Annotated in this window: 21 protein-coding genes; 2 read left to right on the plus strand and 19 right to left on the minus strand. The window is 59.7% G+C overall.

Annotated features, from left to right (window positions below; all coding sequences use genetic code 11):
- Window positions 1-2: 2 nt before the first annotated feature.
- The 5 genes from ccmE to ccmA all read right to left on the minus strand — a co-directional run bounded on the left by ccmE (window position 3) and on the right by ccmA (window position 2,726).
- Window positions 3-458, minus strand: a complete 456-nt coding sequence (ccmE, locus tag HK44_RS19185) for a cytochrome c maturation protein CcmE (protein WP_019692353.1) — start codon at window positions 456-458, stop codon at window positions 3-5.
- Complete coding sequence (gene ccmD / locus HK44_RS19190) at window positions 455-631, minus strand: heme exporter protein CcmD (RefSeq protein WP_019692354.1); 177 nt, start codon at window positions 629-631, stop codon at window positions 455-457. Before ccmD ends, ccmE begins: the two co-directional genes overlap by 4 nt.
- The gene (locus tag HK44_RS19195) at window positions 631-1,383 is read right to left on the minus strand and encodes a heme ABC transporter permease (RefSeq protein WP_019692355.1); all 753 of its coding nucleotides are present in this window, start codon (window positions 1,381-1,383) and stop codon (window positions 631-633) included. Before HK44_RS19195 ends, ccmD begins: the two co-directional genes overlap by 1 nt.
- 96 nt (window positions 1,384-1,479) lie before the next feature.
- Window positions 1,480-2,148, minus strand: a complete 669-nt coding sequence (gene ccmB, locus HK44_RS19200) for a heme exporter protein CcmB (protein WP_024265080.1) — start codon at window positions 2,146-2,148, stop codon at window positions 1,480-1,482.
- Complete coding sequence (gene ccmA / locus HK44_RS19205) at window positions 2,145-2,726, minus strand: cytochrome c biogenesis heme-transporting ATPase CcmA (RefSeq protein WP_020723537.1); 582 nt, start codon at window positions 2,724-2,726, stop codon at window positions 2,145-2,147. The genes ccmB and ccmA overlap by 4 nt, the downstream gene beginning before the upstream one ends.
- 249 nt (window positions 2,727-2,975) lie before the next feature.
- On the opposite strand from ccmA, the gene HK44_RS19210 reads away from it, so the two are divergent.
- A complete protein-coding gene (locus HK44_RS19210) occupies window positions 2,976-4,547 on the plus strand; it encodes a flagellar hook-length control protein FliK (RefSeq protein ID WP_019692358.1) in 1,572 nt (523 codons plus the stop codon).
- The gene (locus HK44_RS19215) at window positions 4,544-4,873 is read left to right on the plus strand and encodes an EscU/YscU/HrcU family type III secretion system export apparatus switch protein (protein ID WP_019692359.1); all 330 of its coding nucleotides are present in this window, start codon (window positions 4,544-4,546) and stop codon (window positions 4,871-4,873) included. The genes HK44_RS19210 and HK44_RS19215 overlap by 4 nt, the downstream gene beginning before the upstream one ends.
- Before the next feature lie 203 nt (window positions 4,874-5,076).
- Here the strand turns inward: HK44_RS19215 and HK44_RS19220 are convergent, their stop codons facing one another.
- From HK44_RS19220 to flhA, 14 genes are all read right to left on the minus strand, one after another.
- The gene (locus tag HK44_RS19220) at window positions 5,077-5,469 is read right to left on the minus strand and encodes a DUF2802 domain-containing protein (RefSeq protein WP_019692360.1); all 393 of its coding nucleotides are present in this window, start codon (window positions 5,467-5,469) and stop codon (window positions 5,077-5,079) included.
- The gene (locus HK44_RS19225) at window positions 5,470-5,955 is read right to left on the minus strand and encodes a chemotaxis protein CheW (protein WP_019692361.1); all 486 of its coding nucleotides are present in this window, start codon (window positions 5,953-5,955) and stop codon (window positions 5,470-5,472) included. It abuts the gene before it with no gap.
- A gap of 76 nt (window positions 5,956-6,031) precedes the next feature.
- Window positions 6,032-6,928 (minus strand): CheW domain-containing protein, encoded by an 897-nt coding sequence (locus HK44_RS19230; RefSeq protein WP_019692362.1) that lies wholly within the window; start codon window positions 6,926-6,928, stop codon window positions 6,032-6,034.
- 33 nt (window positions 6,929-6,961) lie between these two features.
- Window positions 6,962-7,750 carry a ParA family protein gene (locus HK44_RS19235; RefSeq protein ID WP_019692363.1) on the minus strand — a complete coding sequence of 263 codons (789 nt, stop codon included), beginning with the start codon at window positions 7,748-7,750 and terminating at the stop codon, window positions 6,962-6,964.
- A gap of 50 nt (window positions 7,751-7,800) precedes the next feature.
- Window positions 7,801-8,688, minus strand: coding sequence for a flagellar motor protein MotD (motD, locus tag HK44_RS19240; protein ID WP_019692364.1), 888 nt, complete (start codon window positions 8,686-8,688; stop codon window positions 7,801-7,803).
- Window positions 8,689-8,703: 15 nt separating this feature from the next.
- Window positions 8,704-9,444 carry a flagellar motor protein gene (locus tag HK44_RS19245; protein WP_019692365.1) on the minus strand — a complete coding sequence of 247 codons (741 nt, stop codon included), beginning with the start codon at window positions 9,442-9,444 and terminating at the stop codon, window positions 8,704-8,706.
- Complete coding sequence (locus HK44_RS19250) at window positions 9,444-10,571, minus strand: protein-glutamate methylesterase/protein-glutamine glutaminase (RefSeq protein ID WP_019692366.1); 1,128 nt, start codon at window positions 10,569-10,571, stop codon at window positions 9,444-9,446. The genes HK44_RS19245 and HK44_RS19250 overlap by 1 nt, the downstream gene beginning before the upstream one ends.
- 49 nt (window positions 10,572-10,620) lie before the next feature.
- Window positions 10,621-12,861: a chemotaxis protein CheA gene (locus tag HK44_RS19255; RefSeq protein WP_019692367.1), complete on the minus strand. Its 2,241-nt coding sequence runs from the start codon at window positions 12,859-12,861 to the stop codon at window positions 10,621-10,623.
- Between the two features lie 53 nt (window positions 12,862-12,914).
- Window positions 12,915-13,703: a protein phosphatase CheZ gene (locus HK44_RS19260; protein WP_019692368.1), complete on the minus strand. Its 789-nt coding sequence runs from the start codon at window positions 13,701-13,703 to the stop codon at window positions 12,915-12,917.
- A gap of 31 nt (window positions 13,704-13,734) precedes the next feature.
- Entirely contained in the window at window positions 13,735-14,106 is a 372-nt protein-coding gene (locus HK44_RS19265; RefSeq protein WP_008006721.1) for a chemotaxis response regulator CheY, read from the minus strand.
- A gap of 166 nt (window positions 14,107-14,272) precedes the next feature.
- On the minus strand, window positions 14,273-15,013 hold the full coding sequence (gene fliA, locus HK44_RS19270) for an RNA polymerase sigma factor FliA (protein ID WP_019692369.1): 741 nt from the start codon (window positions 15,011-15,013) through the stop codon (window positions 14,273-14,275).
- Window positions 15,010-15,840 (minus strand): flagellar synthesis regulator FleN, encoded by an 831-nt coding sequence (gene fleN / locus HK44_RS19275; RefSeq protein WP_019692370.1) that lies wholly within the window; start codon window positions 15,838-15,840, stop codon window positions 15,010-15,012. Before fleN ends, fliA begins: the two co-directional genes overlap by 4 nt.
- A 114-nt stretch (window positions 15,841-15,954) precedes the next feature.
- Window positions 15,955-17,286 (minus strand): flagellar biosynthesis protein FlhF, encoded by a 1,332-nt coding sequence (flhF, locus tag HK44_RS19280; RefSeq protein ID WP_019692371.1) that lies wholly within the window; start codon window positions 17,284-17,286, stop codon window positions 15,955-15,957.
- Between the two features lie 11 nt (window positions 17,287-17,297).
- Window positions 17,298-19,427 carry a flagellar biosynthesis protein FlhA gene (flhA, locus tag HK44_RS19285; RefSeq protein ID WP_019692372.1) on the minus strand — a complete coding sequence of 710 codons (2,130 nt, stop codon included), beginning with the start codon at window positions 19,425-19,427 and terminating at the stop codon, window positions 17,298-17,300.
- Window positions 19,428-19,560 lie beyond the last annotated feature (133 nt).

Genomic DNA, 19,560 nt, shown 5'->3' on the forward strand with positions numbered 1-19,560 from the left:
GATCAACCCTCCTTCGCGGGTGTTGGAGCAGATTGACCGCTGTCTTTGAGCGCCTTGGTCACTTCCGGTGGCATGTATTTCTCGTCGTGCTTGGCCAGCACTTCGTCAGCCACCACCACACCGTCTGCATTCAGTTTGCCCAGCGCAACGATGCCCTGCCCTTCGCGGAACAGGTCCGGGAGGATGCCACGGTAGGTGATGGTCACGGATTTGTTGAAGTCGGTGACGATGAATTTCACATCCAGCGAATCGCCGGAGCGTTGCAGCGAGCCCTTCTCGACCATGCCGCCAGCACGGATGCGCGTGTCTTGCGGGGCTTCGCCATTGGCGATTTGGGTCGGAGTGTAAAAGAGGTTGATGTTCTGCTGAAGGGCACTGAGGGCCAGGCCGACAGCTGCACCGACACCGACCAGGATCGCGAAAATAATGATAAGACGCTTTTTACGCAGCGGATTCACTTGCTGTTCTCCCGGCGCAGACGGCGCGCCTCTTGTTGCAGGTAACGCTTGCGGGCCAGAATCGGCGCAGCCACGTTGAGAGCCAGTACCGCCAGGCAGATGCCATAAGCCGACCAGACATAAAGACCGTGATGGCCCATGGCGAGGAAGTCGCCGAATGAAGCAAAACTCATTACACGGCCTCCAGGCTGTTTTGCACTTCGGCCTTGACCCAGCTGGCACGGGCTTCGCGCTTGAGCACTTCAAGGCGCATGCGCAGCAACAGCACGGCACCGAAGAAACAGTAGAAACCCAATACCGTCAGCAGCAACGGCAGCCACATCTCGGCCGGCATTGCCGGTTTTTCGGTGAGGCTGAAGGTTGCGCCCTGGTGCAGGGTGTTCCACCACTCTACCGAGTACTTGATGATCGGGATGTTGATCACGCCGACAATCGCCAGCACTGCACACGCTTTGGCGGCACTGTCACGATTGCTGATGGCGTTGCCCAGCGCAATGAGACCGAAGTACAGAAACAGCAGAATCAGCATGGACGTAAGTCGTGCATCCCAGACCCACCACGAGCCCCAGGTCGGTTTGCCCCAGATGGCCCCGGTAACCAGCGCCACGGCGGTCATCCAGGCACCGATCGGCGCTGCGCATTGCAGGGCGACGTCCGCCAGTTTCATCTTCCATACCAGCCCGACAATGCCGCAGACCGCCAGCATCACGTAGCAGGACTGCGCCAGCATGGCGGCCGGCACGTGAATGTAGATGATTCGAAAGCTGTTGCCTTGCTGGTAGTCCGGTGGCGCGAAGGCCAGGCCCCAGACCACGCCGACGCCGATCAGCAGCAACGCCGCGACGCTCAGCCAGGGCAGCAGTTTGCCGCTGATGCCGTAAAACCATTTGGGCGAGCCGAGCTTATGAAACCAGGTCCAGTTCATTGCTGTTTCCATCACGGTGGCTTTTCGTTGTCACGAAAAACCAGGGTCTGCCTTTTTTTCAAAAAAAAGCGGTTAAATTTTAACCAGACCTCATTATTATTCGCCGACGCTGATCTTCAGGCCAGCAGCTATTGCAAAGGGTGTCAGGGTTATCGCCAGGGCGGTCAGGCTACCAAGCCACAGCAAATAACCGGTTGCCGGCATGCCCTGCAAGGCAGCCTGCAAGGCGCCACTGCCAAGAATCAACACCGGGATGTACAGCGGCAGAATCAGCAAGGCCAGCAGCAAACCGCCGCGCTTCAATCCGACCGTCAAGGCCGCGCCCACCGCACCGAGCACGCTCAGTACCGGTGTACCGAGCAACAGCGATAAGAGCAAAACCGGCAGACAAGCGGCAGGCAAACCGAGCATCAACGCCAATAACGGGGCAAGCAACACCAGTGCCAAGCCGGAAAACGCCCAGTGTGCCAGCACCTTTGCCAAAACCAGAAGAGGCAGGGGGTGCGACGAAAGGACCCACTGCTCAAGGGATCCGTCCTCGAAATCACTGCGGAAAAGCCCGTCCAGCGAGAGCAAAACCGATAAAAGGGCCGCTACCCAGACCAGCCCCGGTGACAAGGTTTGCAACAATTGTGTCTCAGGTCCGACCGCCAATGGAAACAATGAGACAACAATGGCGAAGAATACGAGAGGGTTGGCAAGCTCGGCAGGACGACGACACAACAAACGCGCCTCACGGGCGACCAACAGTGCGAAAACACTCATACGGCCCACTGCCCCAAATCGATGTCGCGGTAACCGGCCGGCATCCGGGTCAATGTGTGGTGAGTGGTCAGAATCACCATGCCGCCTCGCTCGCAATGTGCGGCCAGGTGTTCTTCCAACTGGGCGACGCCTTGTTTATCCAGTGCGGTAAACGGCTCGTCAAGGATCCACAGCGCCGGACTGTCGAGATACAAGCGGGCCAAGGCCACGCGGCGTTGCTGGCCGGCGGACAGGGTGTGGCAAGGAACATCTTCAAAACCGCGCAGTCCTACCGCTGCCAGCGCCTGCCAGATCGCCTCATGGCTGGCGGGCCGATGCAACGCGCACAGCCAGCTGAGGTTCTCTTCAGGGGTCAGCAGGTCCTTGATTCCGGCGGCATGGCCGATCCACAACAGGTTGTGGGCCAGTTCCAGACGTTGCGAGCTCAAGGGCTGGCCGTTGAGCAATACCTGGCCACTGGTCGGCTGCATCAAACCGGCGAGCAGGCGCAGCAGGCTGGTCTTGCCGCTGCCGTTGGGGCCGCTGATCTGCAACATGTCACCGCGGCCCAGACGCAATTCGAGGTTTTCGAAGAGCATCCGCCAGTCTCGCTCACAGGCGAGCGCTACGGCTTCTAGTAGAGGGATGGTCAAGAGATCGCGGGCCTTTACGGTTCAAGTCGGCAATTGAGCGGCCGTTAAAGTGATGCAGCATAGATGCATTGACGGCCTGTTCTAGAGAGCTGCGTCAAACATTTGCGATGTTTTTGACACGCCTCCTGGAGACGGGCGGCATTATACATGTCATGTCCTACTCCCAAGAGGGCAATTTCGACAGGGTGTGACTTGATGACCGGCGACATGAACATCCTCCCACTGCCCCCTACTACGCCGGCTATCTCGCGCCCGCTGGTGGTCAGTGGTGAATTGCTCAAGCTGCAGACCCCGATTGATGGCTTGATCGCTGCAGGCCAGAGCGCAAGCGCTGAAGTGCTGTCGCTCAAACAGAACGACCAGACTTTCCAGCTGCTGCTCAAGGTCACCCTGGACAGTGGCCGTCAAACCACCGTGCAAGTCACCAGCAACCAACCGTTGCCTCTGGGCTCCAACCTGACGGTCAGCCAGCCTTCAGCCAGTAGTCTGGCGATTACCGTGCAACAGGCCATCGCCGCAAACGTCGCCACCCTCACCCGCCTAGATACGTCGCAATTGCCGGCTGGCACGTTACTGCAAGGTAAAGTGCTGACCACCCAGTTGATGCCGCAAACACCGGGACAGCCGGCGGTCTATCGCTCGCTGGTGAGCTTGCTTAATACCGCACTCAGTGGCAGCACCTTGAGCATCGACAGCCCGCAGCCGCTGCGCATCGGGAGCCTGCTCAGCGCCTTGGTCCAGGGCGCGCAAAGTTTGACTTTTGTGCCACTGGCCAGCCGTCAGGAGCAATTGGCGGTGAGCCAGCAGTTGCTGGCCCAGCAAAGTCGCCAAGGTTCGTTGAGCGGGCTGATCGATGCCTTGCAAAATCTGCCAGACTCCGACACCACGTCCGACGACCTGCGCGCCACCGTCGACAAACTGCTTGCCGACCTGCCAGACGTTCAGCAACTGAGCACGCCCAAAGGTTTGGCGCAGGCGCTGGTCAACAGCGGGTTGTTTCTGGAAACCAAATTGCTCGCCGGACAGAACCCGGCCCTGACCCCGGACCTGAAAGGCAACTTGCTGCGATTGATCGCGCAATTGGCCCCCGGCCTTCCGGCCAACACCAGTTTCAACGCGGTCATCGCCGCCAACACCCTGGCCCAGGCGCTGCCAAGCTTTGTCCGCAGCGCCCTCGGCACCCTCGGTCAGGTCAGCGCCAAACCGCAACCAAGCAACTTCCCCCTACCCTCGCGGCTGCTGCAAAGCCTGGAAGGTGAAGGTGACCTGGAACACTTGCTGCGCCTGGCTGCAGCGGCCGTTTCGCGCCTGCAAAGCCATCAACTGTCGAGCCTGGAACAGACCGGCATGACCGAGGATGGCAAGCTGCAAACCACCTGGCAGTTGGAAATCCCGATGCGCAATATGCAGGACATCGTGCCGCTGCAGGTCAAGTTTCAGCGCGAGGACACACCGGAAACAGAACAGCACGAAAAATCCGTCGAGCGCCAATCGAAACAACGGCTCTGGCGAGTCGAACTGGCGTTCGACATGGAGCCGCTTGGGCCCCTGCAAATCCAGGCACAGCTAGCCCAGGGCAAACTCTCCAGTCAGCTCTGGGCCGAGCGGCCTTATACCGCCAGCCTGATCGAAAGCAACCTGCATGGCTTGCGCGCGCAACTGCTGGCATCGGGCCTGAATGTTGGCGACCTGAATTGCCACCTCGGCACACCGCCCCAAGGCAATCAAACCCGCCTCGAACAACGCTGGGTCGACGAAACCGCATGAACAACCACACGCCACCGCGCCAGGCCATCGCCCTCAAATACGACGGCAGCCACGCCCCGACGCTCACCGCCAAAGGCGATGACGAACTGGCCGAAGCCATTCTGAAAATTGCCCGTGACTATGAAGTGCCGATATATGAGAACGCCGAACTGGTGAAACTGCTGGCGAGGATGGAGCTGGGTGAAAGCATCCCTGAAGAGCTCTATCGCACGATTGCCGAGATCATAGCGTTTGCCTGGAAACTCAAGGGCAAGTTTCCACAAGGGCATGGTTCTGAGGAGACGATAGTGGAGCGGGATGTGACAGAACGCGGGGATGATTACTGATCAAGCAAGTGTTGCAAGCTCACTGTGGCGAGGGAGCTTGCTCCCGCCGACCGGTTCGCGCTCGGGCGCAGCAGTCGCAAAAAAAGCTGACGGAATCTATCTGGAAGAATTTAATTGTGGGTTTCAGGGCTGCTTCGCAGCCCAGCGGGAGCAAGCTCCCTCGCCACAATTGTTCACCCGTCGCCAGACTCGCGCAGTCGCTATTAGTTCTTGTGCATCTTGCTCATCAACTCGGCCTCTGCCTGGGTCAGGCCGCAGGACTGGGTCAATTCGTCGACGCTGGCGCCCATCCCCACCAGGCGGGCTGCCTGGGCGAATGACAGGCTCGACGGGTCGCGCTGCTCAAGCTGGGCCAGCTTGTCCGGCAAGGGGCCGACCACTGCACGCAGTTCGTGCAGGTCTTCACCCATGCGCACGTTACCGTTCTGGTAATCGCCGACGCGCTTGGCCAGATCCTTGATGCGCTGATCACGCAACGCATTGCCCTGGGCTTGCAGTGCTGCCAGCTCTCGCTGCTTGCGCGTGTAAGCCAGGAACATCGCCAGGGTCCCGACCCACAGGAGCCCCAGTACAATGACAGCCACCTCGAGAATCAATCAGATACTCTCCAGTTCCGACCACTCTTCTTCGCTCATCATCTTGTCCAGCTCGACCAGGATCAGCAACTCGTTGTTCTTGTTGCAGACGCCCTGGATGAACTTGGCCGACTCTTCGTTACCGACGTTAGGCGCGGTTTCGATCTCGGACTGACGCAGGTAAACCACTTCGGCCACACTGTCGACCATGATCCCGACCACTTGCTTGTCGGCTTCGATGATCACGATACGGGTGTTGTCGCTGACTTCGACAGTGCCCAGGCCGAAGCGCTGGCGGGTGTCGATCACGGTCACCACATTGCCGCGCAGGTTGATGATGCCCAGCACGTAGCTGGGTGCACCCGGAACCGGAGCGATTTCGGTGTAGCGCAGGACTTCCTGAACGCGCATCACGTTGATGCCGTAGGTTTCATTGTCCAGCTTGAAGGTTACCCATTGCAGGATCGGATCTTCGGAACCCTTTGCAGACGACGCCTTATCATTCATACCCTGACCCCTCGAAAAACCGCCTGTGGCGGTGTGTGTTCTGTCCGGCCGTACCGTGTATGCGGCCAGCTGTTTGTTATGTAGGTTTGCGGGCCGGCTTGCCGCCGCCCATGTGCCTGGCACCACCGCTGGCGATCAACTCCGCCAGCTCCGAAACATCCAGCAACGCACACATGTGCTCGATCACCGTCCCGGCCAGCCATGGCCGCTGACCCCGATGGCTGCGCCATTTGATTTCGTTGGGGTCCAGGCGCAGCGAGCGGCTGACCTGATGCACCGCCAGCCCCCACTCGTAGCCCTGAACCGAGATCACGTACTGCAGGCCCTGGCGGAAGTCTTCGCGATAACGATCGGGCATGACCCAGCGCGCGGTATCCAGCACCTTCAGGTTGCCGGCCTGGCTTGGCAGAATTCCGAGGAACCATTCCGGCTGACCGAACAACGGCGTCAGCTCATGACCGGCCAACGAGTAAATAGAGCCGAGGCACACCAGTGGCACGGCGAGGGTCAAACCGGCGACATCGAACAACAGGCATTCGAACGGTTCGGCAGCCCAGCCTGGCCGGTCATCGCCGACCACCGGCGGTGGCGTGTTGCTCGGCGGCAGATGGACTTCAACCACCGGTTCGACCAGCGCTTTGAGCAATGGAGCGACCGTTGAAACCGGCGCCAGAATCGGTGCGGGCGCTTCCAGTCCCGGCACGACAACGGGCGCCTCGGCAACCGGCGCTACAACGGAAGACGCAATCACTGGCTTTTGTGCATCGCGAGCCTGCTCTTCGAGCACCGCAGCCTGGAACTCGTCCAGTGCGCCTTGCGCCTCAATGGCTTCGACGACCTCGACGACTTCTACAACCTCGGGCAATACCTCGACTTCTGACGGCCACTCCTCGGTCGCGTCTTGCAACAACGCATCCAGATACGACTGCAACGCCAGTTGCGGGCGGCTGGTAATTTTTACTGGCCGGTTCATTGGCACACCACCCCGGCAGAATAAAGATTCACCTCAAGCCACCTGCGGAACAAGTTGCTGCGCCAGCAAATGCTTGAGCAGTGCGCGGTACGCCAGCACTCCACGGCTCTTGCCGTCGAACTGCGAAGGGGTCAGGCCGGCGCGGCTGGCATCACGCAGTCGGGTATCGACCGGGATGTAGCCTTGCCAGATTTCTTCCGGATACCTGTCGCGCAGCACCCGCAGGGTTCCCAGCGAGGCTTGGGTGCGACGGTCGAACAGGGTCGGCACGATGCTGAACGGCAGCGCTTGTTTACGCGAACGGTTGATCATCGCCAAGGTGTTGACCATGCGCTCCAGACCTTTCACTGCCAGGTGCTCGGTCTGCACCGGGATCACCAACTGCTGGCTGGCCGCCAAGGCATTGACCATCAGCACACCGAGCAACGGCGGGCTGTCGATCAACGCGTAATCGAAGTCCTGCCACAATTGCGCCAGGCTCTTGGCGATCACCAGCCCCAGGCCACTCTGCCCCGGCGACTGGCGCTCGAGGGTGGCGAGCGCAGTACTCGACGGCAACAGGGAAATACGTTCGTCACTGGTCGGCAGCAACAGTTGCCCGGGCAAGCCCTGCGGCACGCTGCCCTTGTGCAGAAACAGGTCGTAGCTGCTGTGTTCCAGGCTGTCGGGGTCGTAACCGAAGTAGCTGGTCATGGAGCCGTGCGGGTCGAGATCGACCACAACCACGCGCTTGCCCGCCTCAGCCAGCAAACCGGCTAAAGCGATGGAGGAAGTGGTTTTACCGACACCACCCTTTTGATTGGCGACTGCCCAGACTCTCATTCGGATTGTTCCTCCCGGTCGATTCAATACAACCGAGAAATAGCTCAACGTTATAAGCCGGGTGACGGAGAATTGACGGCACTCGCGCGTCCCGGCGACTTGACAGTCGTCGGTGCAGTTTGTGTGCCAGCACGCTTCAACGCGGCATCCGGTTTTGCATTAGCGGTTCCGGTACCGGTCAGGCTGCGGCGGACATCGAGATTGCGCGACACCACCAGCACCACTCGCCGGTTACGTGCACGCCCCTCGGCGGTCGCGTTATTGGCCACCGGCTGGAACTCGCCGTAACCCACCGAAGCCAGACGCCCGGGGTTGACACCCTGCATGGCAAGCATGCGCACGATACTCGCCGAGCGGGCCGAGGACAGTTCCCAGTTGGTCGGATACTGCGCAGTGCGGATCGGTTGATCGTCGGTGAAGCCTTCAACGTGAATCGGGTTGTCGAACGGTTTCAGAATGGTCGCGACCCTGTCGATGATGTTGAACGCGATATCGCTGGGCATGGCATCGCCGCTGCCGAACAGCAGGCTCGAGTTGAGTTCGATCTCGACCCACAACTCGTTGCCACGCACGGTCATCTGATTGGAGCTGATCAAATCGCCAAACGCCGCACTGATGTCATCGGCAATGCTCTTGAGCGGATCCTTGCTGGCCTGGGCGATGCCGGCGTCGATCTGCTCGCTGTCCTTGACCAGCGGTTTGGCCGGAGTGACCGTCTTCGGACGTTCGTCACCGATGGGGATCGGCTTGAGGGCGCGGTCAGAATTGGTAAAGACCCCGACCAGCGCTTCGGAAATTTCCTTGTACTTGCCTTCGTTGATCGACGAGATGGAGTACATCACTACGAAAAAGGCGAACAGCAGCGTGATGAAATCCGCGTAGGACACCAGCCAGCGTTCGTGGTTGACGTGTTCATCGTGCTGACGGCGACGAGCCATAGTCCATTACCCCCATCAGTCCATGAAGCCCTGAAGCTTCAACTCGATGGAGCGAGGGTTTTCACCTTCGGCGATCGACAGAATGCCTTCCAGCAGCATTTCGCGATAACGCGACTGCCGCAACGCGATGGACTTGAGCTTGCTGGCAATCGGCAACAGCACCAGGTTGGCGCTGGCCACGCCGTAGATGGTCGCGACGAACGCCACGGCAATGCCGCTGCCCAGTTGCGACGGATCACCCAGGTTGCCCATGACGTGAATCAGGCCCATGACCGCGCCGATGATACCGATGGTCGGCGCATAGCCGCCCATGCTTTCAAAGACTTTGGCGGCTTCGATGTCACGGCTTTCCTGGGTGTAGAAATCCACTTCCAGGATGCTGCGAATCGACTCGGGCTCTGCGCCATCAACCAGCAATTGCAAGCCTTTACGCGAGTAGCTGTCAGGTTCGCTGTCCGCTACCCCTTCAAGCCCGAGCAAACCTTCCTTGCGTGCGGTGAGGCTCCAGTTGACCACGCGGTCGATGCCGCCAGCCAGGTCGACGCGAGGCGGAAAGAGGATCCAGCGAAGAATCTGCAGGGCGCGCTTGAAGGCACTCATCGGCGACTGCAACAACGCAGCGCCAATGGTCCCGCCCAGCACGATCAACGCCGCCGGGCCATTGGCCAAGGCACCGAGATGCCCCCCTTCCAGAAAGTTGCCGCCGATAATGGCGACGAACGCCATGATGATCCCGATGAGGCTTAAAACATCCATCAGATGCACGCCTCGGCCAGGTGCTTGCCGATATCGTCGAGGCCGTAAATCGCGTCTGCCAGATCAGCTTTGACGATCGCCATCGGCATGCCGTAGATCACGCAACTGGCTTCATCCTGGGCCCAGACCGCGCTGCCGCCCTGCTTGAGCAGTCGCGCGCCTTCGCGACCGTCGGCGCCCATGCCGGTAAGGACCACCGCCAGAACTTTGTCACCGTAGGATTTGGCTGCCGAACCGAAGGTGATGTCCACGCACGGTTTGTAGTTCAGACGCTCGTCGCCCGGGAGGATTTTCACCGCGCCACGGCCGTCGACCATCATTTGCTTGCCACCCGGTGCCAGCAAGGCCAGGCCAGGACGCAGGATGTCGCCATCCTCGGCTTCCTTGACGCTGATCCGGCAGAGCTTGTCCAAACGTTCGGCGAAAGCTTTGGTGAAGGCCGCCGGCATGTGCTGGATCAGCACGATCGGCGCCGGGAAGTTTGCCGGCAGTTGTGTCAGCACCCGCTGCAATGCAACCGGGCCGCCGGTTGACGTACCAATGGCAACCAGTTTGTAGGCTTTGCGTTTCGGTGCCGGCGACGATGTGCCGGCAACCGGCGCACGCGCAGGAATCGGCGTCGGGGCCGGACGCACAGCCACCGCTGCGCTGCTGCCGAAACTCGACGGGGCCGGTGTCGGGGCTGGCGCGGCCGCTGGAGCCGGGGCGCTGTAGGCGCTGAAACGCCGGTTACTGCGCGAAATGCTGTGAACCTTTTCGCACAGCAGTTGCTTGACCTTCTCGGGATTGCGCGAGATGTCTTCGAAATTCTTCGGCAGGAAGTCCACCGCGCCGGCATCCAGTGCATCGAGAGTGACCCGAGCGCCTTCGTGCGTCAGCGAGGAGAACATCAACACCGGGGTAGGACAGCGCTGCATGATGTGCCGCACCGCCGTGATGCCATCCATCATCGGCATCTCGTAGTCCATGGTGATCACGTCTGGCTTGAGGGCCAGGGCCTGATCGATCGCCTCTTTACCGTTGGTCGCCGTACCGACAACCTGGATACTCGGATCTGCTGAAAGAATTTCCGAGACGCGGCGGCGGAAAAAACCGGAATCATCCACCACCAGGACTTTGACTGCCATAAACACTCCGTTAGACGGAGCGAGGCTCGGTCGCCCCGCTCCACCAGATTCAAATACGCCTTGCGGCGTAACGCTTGAGCATGCTCGGAACATCGAGAATCAAGGCGATGCGGCCGTCACCGGTAATGGTGGCGCCGGACATGCCCGGGGTTCCCTGGAGCATTTTGCCCAATGGCTTGATGACCACTTCTTCCTGGCCCACCAACTGATCGACGACGAAGCCGATCCGCTGAGTGCCCACCGAAAGGATCACCACATGGCCTTCGCGCTGCTCTTCGTGAGCGGCGGAGCTGACCAGCCAGCGTTTGAGGTAGAACAATGGCAGCGCCTTGTCCCGCACGATCACCACTTCCTGACCGTCAACCACGTTGGTGCGCGACAGGTCGAGATGGAAAATCTCGTTGACGTTGACCAGCGGGAAAGCAAAGGCCTGGTTGCCGAGCATGACCATCAGCGTCGGCATGATCGCCAGGGTCAACGGGACCTTGATGACGATCTTCGAGCCCTTGCCCTTGGTCGAGTAGATATTGATGGTGCCGTTGAGCTGGGCGATCTTGGTTTTCACCACGTCCATGCCCACGCCACGACCGGACACGTCGGAGATCTCGGTTTTGGTCGAGAAGCCTGGCGCGAAGATCAGGTTGAAGCAGTCGGTCTCGCTGAGACGGTCCGCCGCATCCTTGTCCATCAACCCTTTCTTCACGGCGATACCGCGCAAAACATCAGCGTCCATCCCCTTGCCGTCATCAGAGATGGACAGCAGGATGTGATCGCCTTCCTGTTCTGCGGACAGAATCACTTTACCGCTGCGCGGTTTGCCCATCGCCTCACGATCGGCCGGTTCTTCGATACCGTGATCGACCGAGTTACGCACCAAGTGGACCAGCGGGTCGGCCAGGGCCTCGACGAGGTTCTTGTCGAGGTCGGTTTCTTCGCCGACCAGCTCCAGGTTGATCTCTTTCTTGAGCTGGCGAGCCAGGTCGCGAACCAGGCGCGGGAAGCGCCCGAAGACTTTCTTGATCGGCTGCATCCGGGTCTTCATCACCGCGGTCTGCAAGTCGGCCGTGACCACGTCGAGGTTCGACACGGCCTTGGACATGGCTTCGTCGCCGCTGTTGAGGCCCAGACGGACCAGGCGGTTACGCACCAGTACCAGCTCGCCGACCATGTTCATGATTTCGTCGAGACGCGCGGTATCCACCCGTACGGTGGTCTCGGCTTCGCTGGCCGGCTTTTCCGCTGGCGGTGAAGCCGGTGCGCGAGCTGGAGCCGATGCAGCAGCGGCAGGTTTCGGCGCTTCAGCTTTTGGCTCGGGTGCTGCGGCGACCGGCTTGAGCGCTGCGGCCTTGGCAACTGGCGCCGCCACCGAAGCAACATAACCTGTGCCGATCTCAGTGAACTTGCCTTTGCCATGCAATTCGTCGAGCAGCGATTCAAATTCGTGGTCGGAGATCAGATCGCTACCAGCGGCTGCAGCCAGAGGTGCCGCTGGTGCCGGAACGGCAGCAATTGCCGATTCCAGCGCATCGACCGCAAAGTTGCCTTTGCCGTGCAACTGATCGAGCAATGCTTCGAACTCGTCATCGGTAATGTCGGAGCTGTCGCCTGCCGCTTTCGGGGCAGCCGGTGCGGCGGGTGCTACCGCCACTGCATCAGGGGCGAACTGACCTTTGCCGTGCAATTGATCGAGCAACGACTCGAACTCGGCATCGGTGATTTCATCGCTGCCTGTAGCCGCTGCAGGTGCCGAGACTACAGGCGCCCCCGCTTCGGCTTGCGCCTTGACCGCGTTCAGCGAGTCCAGCAGCAGTTCGAATTCATTGTCGGTGATGTCGCCCGACTCGCTTTCAGCGGCAGGTGCTTCGACCACTTCGGCAACCGGTTGCGCCTCATCGGCTGTTTGAGGCTCGGCCAGACGGGCCAGAGCCGCCAGCAGTTCCGGTGTAGCCGCAGTGATCGGTGCACGCTCACGGACTTCGCTGAACATGCTGTTCACAGCGTCCAGCGCCTCGAGAACTACGTCCATCAGTTCCGAGTCGACGCGACGCTCACCCTTGCGCAGGATGTCGAACACGTTCTCGGCGATGTGACAGCACTCCACCAGTTCGTTGAGCTGGAGGAAGCCGGCGCCCCCTTTTACAGTGTGAAAACCGCGAAAAATTGCATTGAGCAAATCCGCATCATCGGGTCGGCTTTCCAGCTCGACCAGCTGTTCGGACAGTTGCTCTAGAATCTCGCCGGCCTCAACCAGGAAATCCTGAAGGATCTCTTCATCGGCGCCGAAGCTCATTAAGGGGGTGCTCCTGAGGTCTAAAAACCTAAAAAACCTAAAATGCTAAAACTCTAAAATCCTAGGCTGGATAACAAATCGTCCACATCGTCCTGACCGGACACAACGTCTTCTCTTTTATCGGCATGAATCTGCGGACCTTCACCCTGAGAGAGATGTTTTTGCGGATCTTTTTCAGCCAGCATCGCTTCATGGTCATGTTCGATGCCCGCAAAGCGGTCTACCTGACTGGCCATGAGCACGAGCTTGAGCAGGTTGCTTTCGACTTCGGTGACCAATTGAGTCACGCGCTTGATCACCTGACCGGTTAGATCCTGGTAATCCTGAGCCAGCAGAATATCGTTGAGGTTGCCCGAGACGACCCGGCTCTGCTCGACGCTACGCGTCAGGAAACCGTCGACACGCCGGGCCAGTTCGCGGAACTCTTCGGCACCGACTTCGCGGCGCATGAAACGCCCCCAGTCCGCACTCAAGGCCTGGGCGTCAGTGCTCAGGCCATTGACCAGCGGAGTGCTGTTCTCAACCAGGTCCATGGTGCGGTTCGCGGCCGCCTCGGTCAGCTTGACCACATAGGACAGGCGCTCGGTGGCATCCGTGATCTGTGAGACTTCCTCGGCTTGCGGCATGTTCGGGTCAATCTGAAAATTGACGATCGCGCTATGCAGCTCGCGAGTGAGCTTGCCCACCTCCTGGTACAGGCCGCGGTCACGGGTCTGATTGAGCTCATGGATCAGTTGCACAGCGTCACCGAACCTGCCCTTTTCAAGGCTTTCGACCAGTTCGTGAGCGTTTTTTTTCAGGGTCGATTCGAAATCGCCCTGTGAAGATTCTCTTTGCTCCATAGCTCCCCCCGTGGCGCAGTGGCTCCGCACATCAACCGATGCGTTCGAATATTTTTTCGATCTTCTCTTTCAACGCCTGGGCCGTGAAGGGTTTGACCACATAGCCGTTTACACCGGCTTGAGCGGCTTCGATGATCTGCTCGCGCTTGGCTTCGGCAGTGACCATCAGCACCGGCAGGTGCTTGAGCTTTTCATCGGCGCGCACGTGGCGCAGCAAATCGATACCGGTCATGCCAGGCATGTTCCAGTCCGTTACCAGAAAGTCGATGCTCCCGCTGTTAAGGACGGGAATGGCGGTAATACCATCGTCCGCCTCGACCGTGTTGGTGAACCCAAGGTCACGCAACAGGTTTTTTATGATCCGCCGCATCGTTGAGAAGTCATCAACGATGAGGATTTTCATGTTCTTGTCCAATTCGACCTCCAAGCAGTCTTAAACGCGTTCAGCACCTGAACACGCCATTCAATCAATCAGGCAGAGCACTCGACGACTGTCTGGAGCACAACGGATTGAGACCTGCAGAGCTTTACGCCTTGCCTGTTTCGTTCGCAGTGTCCCCACACTGCTGTCAGCGCGCTCGCCACTCCCCCAAACGCCCCCGCAAACGGGCCGCGCACTGGCTGTGTAACTGACTGACCCGCGATTCACTGACCCCCAGGACCTCACCGATTTCCTTGAGGTTCAGCTCTTCGTCGTAGTACAGCGCCAACACCAGTCGCTCACGCTCCGGCAAATTGGCAATCGCATCCGCCAGTGCAGCCTGGAAACGCTCATCTTCCAGGTCGCGCGACGGTTCGAGATGAACACTCGCGCCATCCTCGTGCAGTCCTTCATGCTCGCCGTCCTGCAACAGATCGTCGAAGCTGAACAGGCGACTGCCCAAGGTGTCGTTCAAAATCCCGTAATAATCGTCGAGACTCAATTGGAGTTCGGCCGCAACCTCGTGATCTTTAGCGTCACGCCCGGTTTTAGCTTCAATTGAGCGAATCGCGTCACTCACCATCCGGGTATTGCGGTGTACCGAGCGTGGCGCCCAGTCCCCCTTGCGGACTTCATCGAGCATCGCACCACGGATACGGATCCCCGCGTACGTCTCGAAACTCGCACCTTTGCTCGCGTCATATTTGGTCGACACTTCCAGCAAACCGATCATGCCTGCCTGGATCAGGTCCTCGACCTGAACACTGGCCGGCAAGCGCGCCAACAGGTGATAGGCAATACGTTTTACCAGTGGCGCGTAACGCTCGATCAGTTCGTACTGCGCGTCACGCGCCGACTGCTTGTACAGGTTGTAACCGCTGGCTGTCATAGAACCGGACCCGCAGTTTGCTGCACCAGACGCTCGACGAAAAACTCCAGGTGCCCACGCGGGTTGGCAGGCAACGGCCAGGTATCGACTTTCTGCGCAATGGCCTTGAACGCCAGCGCACACTTGGAGCGAGGAAACGCTTCGTACACGGCGCGCTGCTTCTGCACGGCCTTGCGCACGCATTCGTCGTAAGGCACCGCACCGACATATTGTAAGGCGACGTCGAGGAAGCGATCCGTGACCTTGGTCAACTTGGCGAACAGATTTCGCCCTTCCTGCGGGCTTTGCGCCATGTTGGCCAACACGCGGAAGCGGTTCATGCCGTAATCGCGGTTGAGCAGCTTGATCAGCGCGTAGGCGTCAGTGATCGACGTTGGCTCGTCGCACACCACCAGCAACACTTCCTGGGCTGCGCGAACAAAACTGACGACCGACTCACCGATACCCGCCGCCGTGTCGATCACCAATACGTCGAGGTTATCGCCAATGTCGCTGAATGCCTGAATCAGGCCTGCATGCTGGGCCGGGCTCAGATGAACCATGCTCTGGGTACCGGACGCTGCTGGAACAATACGAATGCCGCCCGGCCCCTGAAGTAAAACATCGCGCAGTTCACAGCGGCCTTCAATGACGTCGGCCAGCGTACGCTTGGGCGTGAGCCCCAGCAGGACGTCGACGTTCGCCAGCCCCAGATCGGCGTCCAGCAGCATGACGCGCCGGCCGAGCTCAGCAAGAGCCAGGGACAAGTTCACTGACACATTAGTCTTCCCGACGCCACCTTTGCCGCCGGTCACCGCGATCACCTGTACGGGATGCATGCTGCCCATGTTCGTTCTTTACCTTGTCTTGCTTAGACGCGGGCTACATGACTGGCTGCGCGTTCACTTCGGAACAATGCATGGCAGGCCATCGATGTAGATACAAATCTATTCATTATTACCTCAGCCGACACGCTTGGTCGGGCTGTGGTAGAGGTCAGCGAACATATCAGCCATGGCTTCTTCGCTGGGTTCTTCCTGCATCTGCACGCTTACGGCGCGACTGACCAACTGATGCCGGCGCGGTAAATGTAGATCATCCGGGATCCGTGGCCCGTCGGTCAGATAAGCGACAGGTAATTCGTGGCTGATTGCCAGGCTCAACACCTCGCCCAAACTCGCTGTTTCATCCAGTTTAGTCAGGATGCAGCCTGCCAGCCCGCACCGCTTGTAACTGTGATAAGCGGCAGTCAGCACCTGTTTCTGGCTGGTAGTGGCCAGCACCAGATAATTCTTCGACCTGATCCCGCGACCGGCCAGGCTTTCCAGCTGCATGCGCAACGCCGGATCACTGGCCTGCAGGCCGGCGGTGTCGATCAACACCACGCGCTTGCGCAACAGAGGATCAAGGGCTTGCGCCAGGGACTGGCCCGGGTCGACGTGAGTCACCGGGACATTGAGGATACGCCCCAGGGTCTTGAGCTGTTCCTGAGCACCAATGCGGAAGCTGTCCATGCTCACCAGCGCAATGTTCTGCGCGCCGTACTTGAGCACGTAACGTGCGGCCAGCTTGGCCAGCGTCGTGGTTTTGCCCATGCCGGCAGGGCCGACCATGGCGATCACGCCACCCTCTTCCAGTGGCTCGATCTCGGGAGTCACGATCATCCGCGCCAGGTGCGCCAACAGCATGCGCCAGGCCTGACGGGGCTCTTCAATTTCAGTAATCAGTTCCAGCAGATCGCGCGACAGCGGACCGGACAGGCCAATGCGTTGCAGGCGACGCCACAGGTTGGCTTGCTGCGGGCGACTGCCTTGCAGCTGGTTCCAGGCCAGCGAACCCAACTGCACTTCGAGTAATTCACGCAGGCCATTGAGTTCGAAGCGCATCGAGTCGAAAGCGCGCGGATCGACCCCCGCAGACGGTGCAGGCGCTGGAGCAGGACGCGGCCGTTCAGCAAAGGTCGGCTCGATCAACGGTTCCGCAGCGGTCAGCGGCAAGCCGGCGAACAGCTGGCGATTGGTACCGGCGCTCGCGTCACCCTCACCGTCGCCACGCAGGCTCAATTCAGCCTGAGCCGTGACGATCCGCGACTGGGTCTTGCGCAACTCGTCTTCAAGTTCGATGTTCGGCACACGCGGGGCCAGCGCCGACAGCTTGTAATCCAGGGCAGCCGTCAGCTCAACACCACCGGCGATCCGGCGATTACCGATAATGGCAGCATCAGCGCCCAGCTCATCGCGAACCAGCTTCATGGCCTGACGCATATCGGCGGCGAAAAAACGCTTAACTTGCATAAACCATTACCTCAGCCGTTGGGCCCTACTGTCGCAACGATGGTCACTTGCTTGTTGTCAGGGATTTCCTGATACGCCAACACATGCAACCCCGGCACTGCCAGACGTCCGAACCGCGAGAGCATCGCGCGTACCGGACCTGCTACCAGCAGAATCACCGGTTGACCTTGCATTTCCTGACGCTGCGCGGCGTCGATCAACGAACGTTGCAGCTTCTCAGCCATGCTCGGCTCCAGCAAAACGCCCTCTTCCGAGCCTTGCCCTGCCTTCTGAAGACTATTGAGCAATATCTGTTCCAACCTTGGCTCCAAGGTGATCACAGGCAGCTCGGACTCAGTCCCTACAATGCTTTGGACGATAGCGCGCGATACGCCAACGCGGACAGCGGCCACCAGAGCGGCAGTATCTTGACTCTTGGAGGCATTGTTCGCGATGGCCTCGGCAATGCTGCGAATGTCGCGAACCGGCACCTGTTCGGCCAACAAGGCTTGCAGCACTTTGAGCAGCTGCGACAGCGAAACAACACCCGGCACCAGCTCCTCGGCCAGTTTTGGCGAGCTTTTGGCCAGCAATTGCATCAGTTGCTGAACTTCTTCGTGGCCGATCAGCTCGCTGGAGTGCTTGTACAAAATCTGATTAAGGTGAGTCGCCACCACCGTACTGGCATCGACCACGGTGTACCCCAGGGACTGTGCCTGCGGACGCTGACTGATTTCGATCCAGACCGCCTCCAGACCAAAGGCCGGATCTTTGGCGGTGATGCCATTGAGCGTGCCGTAGACCTGCCCGGGGTTGATCGCCAGTTCGCGATCCGGATAAATCTCCGCCTCGGCGAGAATCACCCCCATCAGGGTCAGGCGGTAGGCACTTGGCGCCAGATCGAGGTTGTCGCGAATGTGCACGGTCGGCATCAGGAAGCCCAGATCCTGGGAAAGCTTCTTGCGCACGCCCTTGATCCGCGCCAGCAACTGACCACCCTGATTGCGATCCACCAGCGGAATCAGCCGGTAACCGACTTCCAGGCCGATCATGTCGATCGGGGTCACGTCATCCCAGCCCAGCTCTTTGGTTTCCATGGCCCGCGCCGGCGACGGCAGCAACTCCTGCTGGCGCTTGACCTCTTCCAGAGCCTGAACCTTGACGATGTTCTGCTTTTTCCAGAACAGATACGCAGCGCCCGCCGCCACGGCTGCCATGCTGAGAAAGGAGAAGTGCGGCATGCCTGGCACCAGGCCCATGACCGCCATCAAACCGGCTGCTACCGCCAGCGCTTTGGGGGACGCGAACATCTGCCGATTGATCTGCTTGCCCATATCTTCCGAACCGGAAGCACGGGTCACCATGATCGCCGCCGCGGTGGACAGCAGCAGTGATGGCAATTGCGCCACCAAACCGTCACCGATGGTCAACAATGCGTAGACCTTGCCGGCATCGCCGAAGCTCATGCCGTGCTGGAAGATCCCGACCGCCATGCCGCCAATCAGGTTGATGAACAGAATCAGCAGACCGGCGATGGCGTCACCGCGCACGAACTTGCTGGCACCGTCCATCGAACCGTAGAACTCGGCTTCCTGGGCCACTTCCATACGACGCAGTTTGGCCTGGGGCTGGTCGATCAGGCCGGCGTTCAGGTCGGCGTCGATGGCCATCTGCTTGCCCGGCATCGCATCGAGGGTAAAACGCGCGCTGACCTCGGAAATCCGCCCGGCACCTTTGGTCACCACGACGAAGTTGATGATCATCAAAATCGCGAAGACCACGATACCGACCACGTAGTTACCGCCGATCACCACCTCACCAAAAGCCTGAATCACCTTGCCGGCGGCGGCATGGCCGTCCTGACCGTGGAGCATCACCACTCGGGTCGAGGCCACGTTCAATGCCAGTCGCAGCAACGTGGCGACCAGCAGAATGGTCGGAAACACCGCAAAATCCAGTGGCCGCAAGGCGTAGACGCAGACCAGCAGCACGACGATCGACAGCGCAATGTTGAAGGTGAAGAACACGTCGAGCAGGAACGGCGGGACCGGCAACATCATCATGGCCAGCATGACCAACAGCAACAGCGGCACACCCAGATTGCCTCGACTGAGGTCTGCCAGGTTGCTGCGGGCACTGTTGATTAACTGAGAGCGATCCACCGGTATTCCCCGTTCCTTGAAGCAAACTTTTGACGCCTGAAGCGGGCGCAAGCCGGCTATTGCAAGAAGCCTTCCAACTTTTGCGCGGGTTTGAAATAGAGGGGTTTACAGGAAGATTTGTGCTGCTTGTGCG

The organism is Pseudomonas fluorescens HK44 (genome assembly GCF_000217955.3).
Taxonomy (GTDB): Bacteria; Pseudomonadota; Gammaproteobacteria; order Pseudomonadales; family Pseudomonadaceae; genus Aquipseudomonas; species Aquipseudomonas fluorescens_AQ.